Here is a 13,352-nt window from a genome sequence, read left to right as displayed (position 1 = left end):
AAAATGAGTAAATTTACAATGGGAGTTGATGTGGGATCAACTACATCAAAGGCTATTATTTTAAAAGATGGAAAAGAAATTATTTCGCAATCTGTAATTGCAGTTGGAACAGGGACAAGTGGACCTGCTCGGGCTATTAAAGAGGTATTAGAAATGGCAGGATTTTCTTCAATTGATGAGTTAGATTGTGCTGTAGCTACTGGTTATGGAAGAAACTCATTGGAAGAAGTGCCATTGCAAATGTCAGAATTATCTTGTCATGCAAAGGGTGCCTACTTTCTTTTCCCTAAGGTAAGGACAATTATTGATATTGGAGGACAAGACTCAAAAGCATTAAGTGTTGGAAGTAATGGAATACTGGAAAATTTTGTTATGAATGATAAATGTGCAGCAGGAACAGGAAGGTTTTTAGATGTCATTGCTAAAGTTTTAGAAGTCAGTTTATCTGATTTAGAAACTCTTGATGAAAAGTCTAAAGAGGATGTTATAATTAGTTCTACTTGTACTGTATTTGCAGAATCAGAAGTCATTTCTCAATTAGCAAAAGGAACAAAATTTGAAGATATAGTAAAAGGAATCCATACATCTATTGCAAGCAGAGTAGGAAGTTTAGCAAAACGTGTAGGAATCAAAGATCAAGTTGTTATGACTGGTGGAGTAGCATTGAATCATGGAATGATAAGAGCTCTTGAAAAGAATATTGGCTTTAAAATCTATACAAGTGAATACTGCCAATTAAATGGAGCAATAGGAGCAGCACTTTTTGCTTATCAAAAATGTTTAAATGCAGAAAAAAATAAATAATATGAGGTGGACCTTGCTCGTATTTCACGAGCAGGTTCTTTCATTTATAAAAAAAGAAGTAGGAGGAAACTGAAATGGCTGGAAAAATGGAAAAATTACCTAATAAAAAACCAAGAGCAATTGATGGACATAAACCTGCTGCTGCTATTTTAAGAAAAGTAGTAGATAAAGTATATGCAGAAGCTTGGGAAGCTAAGAGAAGAGGGGAATTAGTAGGGTGGAGCTCTTCTAAATTTCCAATTGAATTAGCAAAAGCATTTGATTTAAATGTTGTTTATCCTGAAAATCATGCAGCATCTACAGCAGCAAAAAAAGATGGATTAAGATTATGTCAGGCAGCAGAAGATATGGGATATGATAATGATATTTGTGGTTATGCAAGAATAAGTTTAGCTTATGCAGCTGGAGAACCAACAGATGCAAGAAGAATGCCACAACCTGATTTTTTGCTTTGCTGCAATAATATTTGTAATATGATGACAAAATGGTATGAAAATATTGCAAGAATGCATAATATTCCTTTAATTATGATTGATATTCCATTTTCAAATACAGTAGATGTACCAGAAGAAAAAGTGGATTATTTGATTGGACAATTTAATTATGCAATCAAACAATTGGAAGAATTAACTGGAAAGAAATTTAATGAAGAGAAATTTGAAGCTGCTTGTACAAGAGCTAACAGAACTGCAGCAGCATGGCTAAAATCATGTTCTTACATGAGTTATAAACCATCTCCTTTGAGTGGATTTGATCTGTTTAACCATATGGCAGACATTGTAGCAGCAAGATGTGAAGAAGAGGCAGCTATAGGATTTGAATTGCTGGCACAAGAATTTGAACAATCTATAAAAGAAGGAACTTCAACTTGGGAATATCCAGAAGAACATAGAATTTTATTTGAAGGAATCCCTTGTTGGCCAGGACTTAGACATCTATATGAACCATTGAAAGACAATGGAGTAAATGTAACAGCAGTTGTATATGCTCCAGCATTTGGATTTAGATATAATAATGTAAGAGAAATGGCAGCAGCTTATTGTAAAGCTCCTTGCTCTGTATGTATTGAAACAGGGGTAGAATGGAGAGAAACTATGGCAAAAGAAAATGGTATCAGCGGAGCTTTAGTAAACTATAATCGTAGTTGTAAGCCATGGAGTGGAGCTATGCCAGAAATTGAAAGAAGATGGAGAGAAGATTTAGGAATTCCAGTAGTAAATTTTGATGGTGATCAGGCAGATGAAAGAAACTTCTCAACTGAGCAATATAAAACAAGAGTGCAAGGTCTAGTAGAAATCATGGAAGAAAGAAAAAAAGAAAAAATAGAAAAAGGTGAAGATGTATATACAAACTTCGAAAATACAAAAGAAACAGATTGGACAAAACCAACTTTAAAATAGGAGGATAAAAATGGACGAAATTAAAGAATTGTTAGAACAATTTAAATATTATGCAAATAATCCTAGAAAGCAATTAGATAAATATCTTGCTGAAGGAAAAAAAGCAGTAGGAGTTTTCCCATATTATGCTCCAGAAGAAATTGTGTATGCAGCAGGGATTGTACCTTTTGGTGTATGGGGAGGACAAGGTTCTATTGAAAGAGCAAAAGCATATTTCCCAACATTCTACTACTCTTTGGCATTACGTTGTTTAGAAATGGCTTTAGATGGAACTTTAGATGGACTATCAGCTTCTATTGTAACAACTTTAGATGATACTTTAAGACCATTTTCACAAAACTATAAAGTGGGTGTAGGACAAAAAATTCCTATGATTTTCTTAAACCATGGACAACATAGAAAAGAAGAATTTGGGAAGACTTACAATGCAAGAATTTTCAATAAAGCAAAAGAAGAATTAGAAAGAATTTGTGGAGTAACAGTTACAGATGAAAACTTGAAAAAAGCTTTTGAAGTTTATAATGAAAATAGAAGTGAAAAAAGAAGGTTTATCAAGTTAGCAGCAAAACATCCACAAACAGTTAAAGCATCTGACAGATGTTATGTATTAAAAAGTTCATACTTTATGTTAAAAGATGAACACACAGCTTTATTAAAACAATTAAATGCAAAATTAGAGGCCCTTCCAGAAGAATCATGGGATGGAGTTCGTGTAGTAACAAGTGGAATTATTACAGATACTCCAGGATTATTAGAAGTATTTGATGCTTATAAAATATGTATTGTTGCAGATGATGTAGCTCATGAATCAAGAGCTTTAAAGGTAGATATTGATTTATCAATAGAAGATCCTATGTTAGCTCTGGCAGATCAATTTGCAAGAATGGATGAAGATCCTCTTCTATATGATCCAGATATTTACAAAAGACCAAAATATGTTGTTAACTTAGTAAAAGAAAACAATGCAGATGGATGTCTGTTATTTATGATGAACTTCAACGATACAGAAGAAATGGAATATCCTTCATTAAAACAAATTTTTGATGCAGAAAACCTTCCGCTTATCAAAATGGGATATGACCAGCAAATGATAGATTTTGGACAAGTAAAAACACAATTAGAAACTTTCAATGAAATTGTACAATTAAATAGAATGTAGGGGAGGTAGAGGAAATGAGTCAAAATATATGGGAAAATGATGATTTTATTTTTAAAGGTGATGAGCTGAAAGGAATGACAGATAAAGGAAAAGACAAAGTCAAGACACAAGGCTTCACTGATATGGTAATTCCTCCAATAACTCCTGAAGGTGTAGCAATTAAAAGAATTGGAGATAATGCTTTTTATAGAAGAGGATTAACTTCTGTTGTTATTCCTGATACTGTAGAAAGTATTGGATATGACGCTTTTGGAGTATGTAAGTTAATAGAAGTAAAATTACCAAGCTCTTTAGTTACAATTGAAGGATTTGCTTTTTATAGAAATAAATTGAAGAAAGTAGAATTTGGAAAAGCAGTAAAAATTATTGAACCAAGTGCTTTTGCTTTGAATGAATTAGAAGAAATTTCTTTTCCAGAATCATTAGAGGTTATTGACACTTCAGCTTTTTATAAAAATGAATTAACAGCATTAAGTCTTCCAGCAACTATCAAAAAAATAAATATGTACGCATTTTGTAAAAATAATATCACAGAAATAGAGATTCCTAAATCTATAGAATTTTTACATGCAAAAGCTTTCGAGGAAAATACAGAATTAAAATAGGAAATTAAAATGAAAAAGAGGCTGACTTATTATTAAAATGGACAACCTCTTTTTTAATAGAAGATAGGAGGGACTTATGGCTTTATATCAATTTGATGTTCTGGATTCTACAAATGAGTATATGAAGGAAAATCGAAAAAAATTTCAAGACTATGATATTGTCCTTGCTAAAAACCAAACAGCTGGAAAAGGAAGACGTGGAAATATTTGGATTTCTACTGAGGGAATGGGTTTATTTACTTTTCTTGTTAGGAAACAGGAAAAAGAAGAAAATATTAACTATATGAAACTACCTTTGTTAGTAGGGCTTGCAGCTATTCGGGCATTTCAAAAAATAAAAAAAGCAGAATATCAATTTAAATGGACCAATGATATTTATTTACAAGGTAAGAAATTAGGAGGAATTTTAGTAGAAAGGCGAGAAAATGACTTTTTAATTGGAATAGGATTAAATATTAATAATCAGATTCCTTTAGAAATTAAACATATAGCAATTTCTTTACAAGAATTAGGAGAACAGGAGTATTCTATTCCTGATATTGTTTTGGAAGTAGTAGAACAGTTTCGAACTCTTTGGAAAGAATATACCTCAGGGAATTGGAAAGAGATTTTGACAGAAATTAATAAAATCAATTATTTATATGGAAAAAGAGTTGCTTTAAGAGCAGGAAATCTTTTTATAGAAGGAATTGTACAGCAGATTAATAATGAGGGTGAAATTGAGATTATGTCTGATGGAAAGATAAAAAGTTTTGCAATGGGAGAAGTAATCAGAGAACGTCTTATCTTTCCTTTAGAAGCAAATATAGAAAGCTTTGCAAAAGCTTATATTTTAAAGGAAGCTAGCTATGATGTTATTATATGTCTAGTTGGAGAATTTAATGAAAATTGGATGGAAAAACTGGAAACTTTACATTTGAAAGTAGAAAAGAATATAAGTTTAGAAGAAGCAATGAAAAAATATCAGGCAAAGTCTTTCTTAGATTTTCCAAATATCTTTCCGTTAGAGAACTATTCAGAGGAAAGAATTAAGAAAATTGCAAAAATGTTTGTTTGAGAAGGTACAAATATGGTAGCATAGAAACAGGGAATTAAAATTTAGGGAGGAAGCATGAGAGAGTTTGTACATCAATTGAAAGAACAGGTATTAAATGGATATTCAATAACGAGAGAAGATGCAGAAAAATTATTAAGTTTATCAATAGAAAAAGAGGAAGATTTACATGAATTATTAAAAGCAGCCAATGAAATTAGAGAAAAATTTTGTGGAAACTTTTTTAATCTATGTACTATTCTAAATGCAAAGTCTGGGAGATGCTCAGAAAACTGCAAATATTGTGCTCAGTCAGCTCATTTTAAAACAGCAGCAGAAATTTATCCTTTAGTAGTGAAAGAAAAAGCTTTGGAAGCAGCGAAAGAAGTGGAAGCAGAAGGAGCCCATAGATTTTCCCTGGTAACAAGTGGAAGAGGATTAAATGGAGGAGAAAAGGAATTAGATCAACTAGCAGAAATTTATCAATATTTACAGAAGAATACAAAGTTAGATTTGTGTGCTTCACATGGAATATGCACTAAAGAAGCTCTTCAAAAATTAAAAGATGCAGGAGTGAAAACTTATCATCATAATTTGGAAAGTTCAAGAAGATTTTATGGGACAATTTGTACTTCTCATACTTTTGATGATAGAGTAAATACAATTAAATATGCACATGAAGTTGGAATGCAAGTATGCAGTGGAGGTATTTTTGGATTAGGAGAAACAGAGGAAGACAGAATAGATATGGCTTTTGATTTACGAGAATTAGGAGTTCATTCTATTCCAATTAATATTTTAACTCCAATTCCTGGAACACCTTTAGAAAAGAATGAAGCTGTAGATCCAAGAGAATTATTAAAAGATATTGCCATTTTTAGATTTATTTTACCAAAAGTATCAATTCGATATGCAGGTGGAAGAGTGAAATTGGGAGAATATGCAAAGTTAGGACTAGAAGGAGGAATTAACTCTGCTTTAACTGGAAATTTCCTAACTACAACAGGAAATACAATAGAAAGTGACAAAAAAATGATTAAGGAACTTGGATATGAATACTAAAGGGTATTTTGTCATAGGAACAGATACAGATATTGGAAAAACTTTTTGTAGTACTTTGTTATATCATGGAGTGCGAAAGAAAAAAGGCATGTATTACAAGCCAATCCAAAGTGGAGGAATTTCTAAAAATGGAAAACTATATGCCCCTGATGTCTTATCTCTATGTCAAATTGAGAGAATGGATTATCAGGAAGAAATGGTTACTTATGTTTTAGAAGCAGAAGTTTCTCCTCATTTAGCAAGTGAATTAGAAGGAACAATAATTGAGATTGAAAAAATCAAAAAGCATTTTACAAAACTTTGTGAACAGTATGATTATTTAATTGTTGAAGGAGCAGGAGGGTTACAAGTACCTTTGATTCGTGATCAATATCATATTTATGATTTGATTAAAGACTTTGGCTTTCCTGTGATCTTAGTAAGTAGTGCAAAAGTTGGCTCTATTAATCATGCTATATTAACAATAGAATCTTTAGAAAAATTAGGGATTTCTCTTCATGGGATTCTCTTTAATAGAGTAAAGGATACAGAGGAAAGTAAAATCTATGAGAAAGACAATATTGAGATTATTTTAAAACATTCTCCTACAAAGAATCATTTAATTATATTGGAAAATACAAGAGAAATTCAGGAGAAGAAGTTAAATTTATTTTTAAAAGGAGAAGCAAATGGCTAAAAGAAGTCAATTACAAGAGAAAGATTTAAAATATATATTTCATCCTTGTGCTCAAATGAAAGATTTTGAAGAAACACCACCTTTAATTATTACTAAGGGAGAGGGATTATATTTATTTGATGAAACAGGAAAAAAATATATGGATTGTATTTCTAGTTGGTGGGTTAATTTATTTGGACATGCTAATCCTAGAATTAATAAAGTAATTTACAATCAAATTAACACTTTAGAACATGTTATTTTTGCAAATTTTGGACATGAACCAGCAATTGAGCTATGTGAAAATTTAGTAGAGGTTTTACCTGAAGGAATCAATAAATTTTTATTTGCAGATAATGGTTCTTCTTGTATTGAGATGGCTCTGAAATTAAGTTTTCAATATCATTTACAAACAGGAAATCCACAAAAAACAAAATTTATTTCACTAGAAAATGCCTATCATGGAGAAACTATAGGAGCTCTTGGTGTGGGAGATGTAGATATTTTCACAAAGACCTATAGACCTTTGATTCAAGAAGGAAGAAAAGTTCCAGTTCCATATTTAGATTCTACAATGACAGAAGAAGAATATTCAAAATATGAGCAGGAATGTATTTCAAAGCTGGAAAGTTTAATTGAAAATAATCATCAGGAAATAGCATGTATGATTATAGAGCCTATGGTACAAGGGGCAGCAGGAATGAAGATGTATTCCAGCTATTATTTGCAGAAAGTAAGAGAATTGACAAAAAAATATAATATTCATTTAATTGATGATGAAATTGCAATGGGATTTGGAAGAACAGGAAAAATGTTTGCTTGTGAACATGCAGGGATTACTCCAGATATTATGTGTTTAGCAAAAGGATTATCCAGTGGATATTATCCAATTGCTCTTGTATGTATTACAAGTGATATCTTCAATGCATTTTATGCAGACTATAAAGAAGGAAAATCTTTTTTACATTCTCATACTTATTCTGGAAATCCACTGGGATGTAGAATTGCAGTAGAAATTTTAAAAATTTTTAAAGAAGAAAATATTATGAATATGGTAGAAAAAAAGGGAAAATTTCTACAGGAGAAGATGAAGGAATACTTTCATGAAAAAAATTATATAAAAAACTATCGAAATCTAGGAATGATAGGAGCAATTGAATTAAAAGAAATCAAAGGAATCGAACGAGTTGGTCGTCATATTGCTGCTCTTGCTTTAGAAAAGGGAGTATTAATACGACCAATTGGCAATATTGTTTATTTTATGCCTCCTTATATCATTACAGAGGAAGAAATAGAAATAATGCTGCAGGTTTGTCAGGAATCAATCGAAGAATTTTTACAAACAATATAGAAGAAAGGAGGGTGAGTTAAAATGAAAGTTAAAAAAGTATGGGCTGCATATTTTAGTGGAACAGGAACAACAGAAAAAATAGTATGTGGACTTGCAAAATTCTTAGCAGAAAAATTAGAAGCAGAATTCTGTTGCTTTGATTTTACTCTTCCCAAAGCAAGACTAGAAAAGAGTCCATTTCAAAAAGAAGATCTAGTAGTTTTTGGAACACCTACAATTGCTGGAAGGGTACCAAATGTTTTATTAAAATATTTGGCAACTATAGAAGGAAGAGGAGCTTTAGCAGTTCCTATTTCTCTTTATGGAAATCGAAACTATGATGATTGTTTGATAGAGCTTCGAGATATTTTAGCAAAAGATGGATTTTATCCAATTGCAGCAGGAGCCTTTATTGGAGAACACTCTTTTTCCAGAATTTTAGGAGCAGGAAGACCAGATACAAAGGATATGCAGATTCTTATGGAATTTGCAGAAAAAATTGTAAAGAAAGTGGAAACAGAAGATAAGACTTTAATTGAAGTAAAAGGAACTCCAGAGCCTTATCGCTGGTATTATCAACCACGGGATAGAAAAGGAAATCCTGTGGATATACGTAAGGTAAAACCTTTGACAAATGATAAATGCACAGACTGTAAAATTTGTGCAGAAGTTTGTCCTATGGGTTCAATTTCCTTTGAAAATGTAAGGGAAGTTCCAGGAATTTGTATCAAATGTTGTGCTTGTATTAAGAAATGTCCTGAAAATGCAAAATATTATGAAGATGCAGGATATTTGTATCATCAACATGAATTAGAGGAAGAATATACTAGAAGAGCAGAGCCAGAATATTTTGTATAAAGACTTTTAGAATGGATTAAAAAACTATCCTCCATCTTAGTTGTCTAAAATAGAGGAGGTAATATAGAAAAATATTCATATTTTTCTGAAAATCAGCTCCGCTGGCAACGGAGCTTTTTTATGCCATAACTTTGAAAAAGAATTTGCTTGAAAATGCTCTTTAAATCAATTATTAAAAATAGTTCGCATATATGTATAAACACGAACTTTTATGTTATGTAATTATACTCTTTAAACTTTGAAATTTCAAGTTTAATTTTTTTAAAAATAAAATTCAAAAAAAGTATTAAACCCTTTAAAATAGCCTATATTATAAGGGTATTGTTCGTGTTTATACATAAAAGAGAACTCTATATTCTATAGAATTTAAAAAATAAAATAAGATCATTTTCTATTACTTTATTGTATTATTTTTAATAATATATTACAAAAATAATAGTAATATAGTTTTAAAAATCTTATATAAATTACATTATATTATTTAGGAGGTACGAATGGAAAGTATTGTTAAAATGTTTTTTTCTAATGGAGTTCTTATGATTTTTCTAGCATTAATGTTGGGATATCTATTTGGAAGAATATCTTTTGGAGGATTAAAATTTGGAACATCAGGGGTTTTAATAGTAGCACTTATATTTGGACATTTTGGGATGAAAGTTCCTGGTATAATTGGTTCAGTTGGACTTGTTTTGTTCTTAGGAAGTGTTGGACTATCAGCAGGACCATCTTTTGTTAGTAATCTTAAAGCTAACTTTTGGGGATTCTTAGGTACATCTTTTGCAATTTTGCTGTCAGCAGCTTTAACTATAGCAATGGCTGTTAAGTTTTTTGATATTCCTGTTGATTTGGCATTAGGAATTGCAGCAGGAGCTTTAACTTGTACAGCTTCTCTTGCAGCTACTGTTGAGATCACATCATCAACTGTTGCAAGTGTAGGTTATGGATTGGCATATGTTTTTGGAATAATAAGCATAGTAATGTTTGTACAAATAGTTCCTAAATTTTTAAAGGTTAACATTAAAGAAGAAAATGATAAGATGGTAGATCCACCTTTATCTCAAAGATTATCTAATTTAAAAGACTTAAAACTTATAGTAGTTGATGGACCAGGAGTATTTATTGTCGCATTTGCAATAGTTATAGGAGTTATAATTGGTTCTATAAAAATTCCTTTAGGTTCTGGAACATTTTTCTCTCTTGGAAATGCAGGAGGAACAATTATTGCAGGAATTATAGTATCTGCTATTGGAAGAATAGGAAAAATCAGTTTACAACCTGTAAAAACTACACTTATGCCTATAAGAGATTTAGGAATTTCTCTTTTCCTATTGCAAAATGGTGCACAGGCAGGAGCAGGATTTATAGCAACTTTATCTAAATATGGTGTAAAACTATTTATAGTTGGTGTAATTATGAGTTTAGTTGCAATTATTGCAGCTTATATAGTTGCTAAAGTTATATTTAAAATGCCATTGTTTGCTGCTCTTGGAGCAACAACTGGAGCAATGACTTCAGCACCAGCATTGAATGCTCTTATTTCAGTTTCTAATGATGACAGAGTAGCAGCTTTTTATGCAGCTTGTCAACCAGTTGCAACTGTAGGACTTGTTATATTACCACAAATTATGGTTTCTATTCTAGGTAAGTAATAAGATGAGCAAAAGGTATAGTGAATAAAGCGCTATATAAATTAATAAGGATTGACTTCTGTACAATGCAGAAATCAATCCTTTTAACTTTTATGGATAAAAATTTATTAAAAACTTTACTTTATATTATTTGCTGTGCTTGCTTATTAACTTTTGTAAATCTTTCCAAATAAATATTGTGGACATAGCAGAAGTATTGTCAAAATAATTAATAAAATCATTGAGATATACAGCTCCTAAATATTGATAAATCTTTTCAGCTCTGTTATTTCCTCTAAGAATAGAGATAGTCATACTGTCATAATTATTTTCCAAAGCAAAAGCAGCAGTTTTTAAGATCAGAGATTTTCCAACTCCTTTACTTTGAAATTCAGGAGATACGTGAAGCGAATCTAAATAAAGACAATTTTTAAGATGTCTGTAAGGTTTGCTTGCTGCAAGAGATGTAATAGCTCCTGCATCATCTAAATGAACAAAAATGACATTATTGTCATTTTTTAAATACTCTTCCCATTTTTTTTCTGCCTGACTATAAGTTAGTGAATTGAGATAATCATCTGGAAGAATATTTTTGTAAGTTCTTCTTCGGCTGTCTATATAGATTTTAGAAATGATTTCTATATCATTATTCTTAGCTTTTCTAATCATATCAACTCCTTGTGTGATATCCCTCAGCAAAAATTATTATTGACTATATACATATTATTTTATGATATAATTTAAAATAGAAATGATATACTTAAGTTTAATTTCTTATATAAAATTTTATCTTAATATATATTTTTCCATGACATAGTTAGTAAGAAAAATTCCTTTTCTTTCTACTTGCTGTTCTTTTATTAAAGTATATCCCAGCCTTTCAAAAAAGGGCTTTGCTGTGATTGAAGCTTCTGTTATTATTGTGCATATACATATTTTATCTGCATATTCTTCCAGTTTTTTAACTATAGCTGAGGCGATTCCCTTGTGCAGATAGTCTTTGTGTATAAATAATCTATTAAGATAACCAGTTTTTTCTATATCTCCAAAACCTACAATTTCTCCATTTATTTCAGCTACAACAGTAAAATTTTCAGAAAGAGATTTTTGCCAGATATCATATTTTTCTTCAATATAATTATCAGGAGCCCATACAGAAAGCTGTTTATCATTGTAGTCCTTTTTGTTTACAGTTCTGACTGTATCATAGAAAAGTTTAAGTAAATTAAGGCAGTCATCAGACTTATATTTTCTTAATATCATAGGCTCACCTCTTTAGAATATTATATAGCTAAAGTTAAAAGAAAACAACAAAATAAAATATATAAATTTTAATTTTAACTTTAAAGAGTAGTGGAGAAAAAATTATGGAATATAGTTTAAAATATATAAATTTAATAAATAGGTTTTTATGTTAATATTTTTTAGATACCATATTTTGGAAATAATCTGTTTGACAATGTCTAGTAAAAATCTAGGGAATGAAAAATTATCCTTTAAAAAGGAAAATAATATTTTTTCAATATTCACTTATAAAAAATAATAAGCTGATAGTCATAAATAAGTTTTAACTATCAGGCTCATATGTTTATTTAGGAAGATTATTATATAATTTAATTTTTTTGGTATCATGGAGTATTGTTAAAATATAGCTAATAATTGGAAATGAAATCATTCCTAAAACTCCTAACAGCTCATACCCAATTAAAACAGCAAGTAATACAACAATAGGATTAATATTAAGCTGTATACTTAAAATTTTTGCTTCTAATACCCTACGTATGATAGTAATTACAATATAAAGGATGAAAAGTCCACTAGCTAAAAAATAGTTTTTGTTTAGTAGTTCAATAACTGCCCATGGTATCATAATACCACCAGTTCCCAAAACAGGTAGAGCATCAAATAAAGCAATTCCTAAAGCAATTCCAATTGGATTATTTACTTTTATAATACTAAGTCCTATTGCCAGTTCAATGAATGTAATAAAAATTAAGATTAAAGATGCCTTAAGGTATTTTATTACAGAGTTTTTTAATAAGGGACTTATCTCTATGTAAAATGTATGAACCTTATTAGGTAATTGGTATTTCAAAAAAGAAACTACAATGTCATACTGAATCACTATAAAATATGAAAGTAGTATAGTCATTAAAATAGATAAAAAGCTAGAAGTTAACTGGTTAGCCATACTACCTAAAAAAATAAGACCATATTGTGAAATTGAAAATACTAAGTTTTCTACCCATGATACTATACTCATTTGTAACTCTGCCATATTTGGATGAAATTCATTTGGTATGAAAGAACATATCTGGATAATATAATTACCTAAAGAGTTAAGTACTGGTGCAATAGTATTTTTATAATAATGAGGGAAACTTTGAAAAATATCTTCTAGTAAATTTGTAATTTCTATCATACCAAATATGAAACCACTCCCTAGTGATAAATAAAAAAGAAATAGTATGATTGTGGATAATCCTTTCTTTTTTAGTCCTAATTTTTCTTTTAATAAATGTATAATTGGTTGCAATATAGTAGAAATAAATAGAGCAATCCAAAAAGGCATAAATAATTTTGCTGTAAAAATTGTCAGTAATATGAGTATGACAATAACAATAATATAAGCAATATTTATGATAAAGCATTTACGCTGTATAATTTTTTGTAGCATATTAGACCTCCTAATCAATAATTTTAAATAATTTATTTAATATATATTTTATAAATATCTTTTGGAAATACTTCTGAAATTGTTTTTTATTCTCTAAATAACCTTCTATTTTATATAGAGTAATTTATTGTATTGGTAGAT

General features: G+C 30.0%; 13 protein-coding genes. 10 read left to right on the top strand and 3 right to left on the bottom strand.

Annotated features, from left to right (window positions below; translation table 11 throughout):
* The first annotated feature begins 3 nt into the window (after positions 1–3).
* The 10 genes from E0E45_RS14620 to E0E45_RS14575 all read left to right on the top strand — a co-directional run bounded on the left by E0E45_RS14620 (position 4) and on the right by E0E45_RS14575 (position 10,555).
* Complete coding sequence (locus tag E0E45_RS14620; RefSeq protein ID WP_130891844.1) at positions 4–804, top strand: acyl-CoA dehydratase activase; 801 nt, start codon at positions 4–6, stop codon at positions 802–804.
* A 74-nt stretch (positions 805–878) separates the two neighbouring features.
* Positions 879–2,204 carry a 2-hydroxyacyl-CoA dehydratase subunit D gene (locus E0E45_RS14615; protein WP_130891843.1) on the top strand — a complete coding sequence of 442 codons (1,326 nt, stop codon included), beginning with the start codon at positions 879–881 and terminating at the stop codon, positions 2,202–2,204.
* Positions 2,205–2,214: 10 nt separating this feature from the next.
* Entirely contained in the window at positions 2,215–3,363 is a 1,149-nt protein-coding gene (locus tag E0E45_RS14610) for a 2-hydroxyacyl-CoA dehydratase subunit D (protein WP_130891842.1), read from the top strand.
* A gap of 14 nt (positions 3,364–3,377) precedes the next feature.
* Positions 3,378–3,968, top strand: a complete 591-nt coding sequence (locus E0E45_RS14605; protein WP_130891841.1) for a leucine-rich repeat domain-containing protein — start codon at positions 3,378–3,380, stop codon at positions 3,966–3,968.
* A gap of 76 nt (positions 3,969–4,044) precedes the next feature.
* A complete protein-coding gene (locus tag E0E45_RS14600; RefSeq protein WP_130891840.1) occupies positions 4,045–5,025 on the top strand; it encodes a biotin--[acetyl-CoA-carboxylase] ligase in 981 nt (326 codons plus the stop codon).
* A 54-nt stretch (positions 5,026–5,079) separates the two neighbouring features.
* The gene (gene bioB / locus E0E45_RS14595; RefSeq protein WP_130891839.1) at positions 5,080–6,063 is read left to right on the top strand and encodes a biotin synthase BioB; all 984 of its coding nucleotides are present in this window, start codon (positions 5,080–5,082) and stop codon (positions 6,061–6,063) included.
* On the top strand, positions 6,053–6,739 hold the full coding sequence (bioD, locus tag E0E45_RS14590; RefSeq protein WP_147391526.1) for a dethiobiotin synthase: 687 nt from the start codon (positions 6,053–6,055) through the stop codon (positions 6,737–6,739). The genes bioB and bioD overlap by 11 nt, the downstream gene beginning before the upstream one ends.
* Positions 6,732–8,069 carry an adenosylmethionine--8-amino-7-oxononanoate transaminase gene (gene bioA / locus E0E45_RS14585; protein ID WP_130891837.1) on the top strand — a complete coding sequence of 446 codons (1,338 nt, stop codon included), beginning with the start codon at positions 6,732–6,734 and terminating at the stop codon, positions 8,067–8,069. The genes bioD and bioA overlap by 8 nt, the downstream gene beginning before the upstream one ends.
* Positions 8,070–8,090: 21 nt before the next feature.
* The gene (locus E0E45_RS14580) at positions 8,091–8,906 is read left to right on the top strand and encodes an EFR1 family ferrodoxin (RefSeq protein ID WP_130891836.1); all 816 of its coding nucleotides are present in this window, start codon (positions 8,091–8,093) and stop codon (positions 8,904–8,906) included.
* Positions 8,907–9,400: 494 nt separating this feature from the next.
* Positions 9,401–10,555, top strand: coding sequence for an antiporter (locus tag E0E45_RS14575; protein WP_130891835.1), 1,155 nt, complete (start codon positions 9,401–9,403; stop codon positions 10,553–10,555).
* A gap of 126 nt (positions 10,556–10,681) precedes the next feature.
* Here the strand turns inward: E0E45_RS14575 and E0E45_RS14570 are convergent, their stop codons facing one another.
* From E0E45_RS14570 to E0E45_RS14560, 3 genes are all read right to left on the bottom strand, one after another.
* On the bottom strand, positions 10,682–11,203 hold the full coding sequence (locus E0E45_RS14570; protein WP_130891834.1) for a GNAT family N-acetyltransferase: 522 nt from the start codon (positions 11,201–11,203) through the stop codon (positions 10,682–10,684).
* A gap of 117 nt (positions 11,204–11,320) precedes the next feature.
* Entirely contained in the window at positions 11,321–11,797 is a 477-nt protein-coding gene (locus E0E45_RS14565; protein ID WP_130891833.1) for a GNAT family N-acetyltransferase, read from the bottom strand.
* Between the two features lie 325 nt (positions 11,798–12,122).
* On the bottom strand, positions 12,123–13,211 hold the full coding sequence (locus tag E0E45_RS14560) for an AI-2E family transporter (RefSeq protein WP_130891832.1): 1,089 nt from the start codon (positions 13,209–13,211) through the stop codon (positions 12,123–12,125).
* Between the last annotated feature and the right edge of the window lie 141 nt (positions 13,212–13,352).

It is taken from the genome of Fusobacterium ulcerans ATCC 49185, assembly GCF_900683735.1.
Taxonomy (GTDB): Bacteria; Fusobacteriota; Fusobacteriia; order Fusobacteriales; family Fusobacteriaceae; genus Fusobacterium_A; species Fusobacterium_A ulcerans_A.
The sequence above is the reverse complement of the archived record's forward strand: the minus strand, read 5'-3'. Positions and strand labels throughout refer to the sequence as shown.

Excerpts from the sequence above, each read along its gene's own strand:
- bioB (WP_130891839.1), top strand. The coding sequence starts at position 5,080 with ATGAGAGAGTTTGTACATCAATTGAAAGAACAGGTATTAAATGGATAT.
- E0E45_RS14560 (WP_130891832.1), bottom strand. The coding sequence starts at position 13,211 with ATGCTACAAAAAATTATACAGCGTAAATGCTTTATCATAAATATTGCT.
- E0E45_RS14565 (WP_130891833.1), bottom strand. The coding sequence starts at position 11,797 with ATGATATTAAGAAAATATAAGTCTGATGACTGCCTTAATTTACTTAAA.
- E0E45_RS14570 (WP_130891834.1), bottom strand. The coding sequence starts at position 11,203 with ATGATTAGAAAAGCTAAGAATAATGATATAGAAATCATTTCTAAAATC.
- E0E45_RS14600 (WP_130891840.1), top strand. The coding sequence starts at position 4,045 with ATGGCTTTATATCAATTTGATGTTCTGGATTCTACAAATGAGTATATG.
- E0E45_RS14580 (WP_130891836.1), top strand. The coding sequence starts at position 8,091 with ATGAAAGTTAAAAAAGTATGGGCTGCATATTTTAGTGGAACAGGAACA.
- E0E45_RS14620 (WP_130891844.1), top strand. The coding sequence starts at position 4 with ATGAGTAAATTTACAATGGGAGTTGATGTGGGATCAACTACATCAAAG.
- E0E45_RS14610 (WP_130891842.1), top strand. The coding sequence starts at position 2,215 with ATGGACGAAATTAAAGAATTGTTAGAACAATTTAAATATTATGCAAAT.
- E0E45_RS14615 (WP_130891843.1), top strand. The coding sequence starts at position 879 with ATGGCTGGAAAAATGGAAAAATTACCTAATAAAAAACCAAGAGCAATT.
- E0E45_RS14605 (WP_130891841.1), top strand. The coding sequence starts at position 3,378 with ATGAGTCAAAATATATGGGAAAATGATGATTTTATTTTTAAAGGTGAT.
- bioD (WP_147391526.1), top strand. The coding sequence starts at position 6,053 with ATGAATACTAAAGGGTATTTTGTCATAGGAACAGATACAGATATTGGA.
- bioA (WP_130891837.1), top strand. The coding sequence starts at position 6,732 with ATGGCTAAAAGAAGTCAATTACAAGAGAAAGATTTAAAATATATATTT.
- E0E45_RS14575 (WP_130891835.1), top strand. The coding sequence starts at position 9,401 with ATGGAAAGTATTGTTAAAATGTTTTTTTCTAATGGAGTTCTTATGATT.